The organism is Bacillus cereus group sp. BfR-BA-01330, assembly GCF_022663885.1.
Lineage (GTDB): Bacteria > Bacillota > Bacilli > Bacillales > Bacillaceae_G > Bacillus_A > Bacillus_A cereus.
The window spans coordinates 1-568 of sequence record NZ_JAKUGK010000032.1 but is presented as its reverse complement, the minus strand read 5'-3'; the positions used below and the strand labels follow the sequence as shown (position 1 = coordinate 568).

The window sequence follows — 568 nt, the reverse complement described above, 5'->3', positions numbered from 1 at the left end:
TCAAAGCTTACTTACAGCTCCCCGAAGCATATCGGCGTTAGTCCCGTCCTTCATCGACTCCTAGTGTCAAGGCATCCACCGTGCGCCCTTTCTAACTTAACCAAACTAAAATTAAAAAATATGAGCTACACTGTTATCTAGTTTTCAAAGAACATACCATTTGCTATTTAAAATAGCTTTTTGGTGGAGCCTAGCGGGATCGAACCGCTGACCTCCTGCGTGCAAGGCAGGCGCTCTCCCAGCTGAGCTAAGGCCCCAAAATGTATGGTGGGCCTAAATGGACTCGAACCATCGACCTCACGCTTATCAGGCGTGCGCTCTAACCAGCTGAGCTATAGGCCCATACAAATTGCAGGATTTATTTATATCATATCCTCATTTAAGAGTCAATACTGAATTGAACTCTCAAAACTAAACGAAAACGAAACACGGAAACTTATATTGATAAGCAGCGCTTATCAATTCTCCATAGAAAGGAGGTGATCCAGCCGCACCTTCCGATACGGCTACCTTGTTACGACTTCACCCCAATCATCTGTCCCACCTTAGGCGGCTGGCTCCAAAAAGG

2 tRNA genes and 2 rRNA genes are annotated in these 568 nt (G+C 45.8%); all 4 read right to left on the bottom strand.

The features are described from left to right. Positions 1-102: ribosomal RNA gene (locus tag MR112_RS28680) — 23S ribosomal RNA — on the bottom strand; the annotation flags it as partial. A gap of 79 nt (positions 103-181) precedes the next feature. Continuing rightward, a tRNA-Ala gene (locus MR112_RS28675) sits at positions 182-257 on the bottom strand. Between the two features lie 8 nt (positions 258-265). Continuing rightward, positions 266-342: transfer RNA gene (locus MR112_RS28670), tRNA-Ile, on the bottom strand. A gap of 130 nt (positions 343-472) precedes the next feature. Then, positions 473-568: ribosomal RNA gene (locus tag MR112_RS28665) — 16S ribosomal RNA — on the bottom strand; the annotation flags it as partial.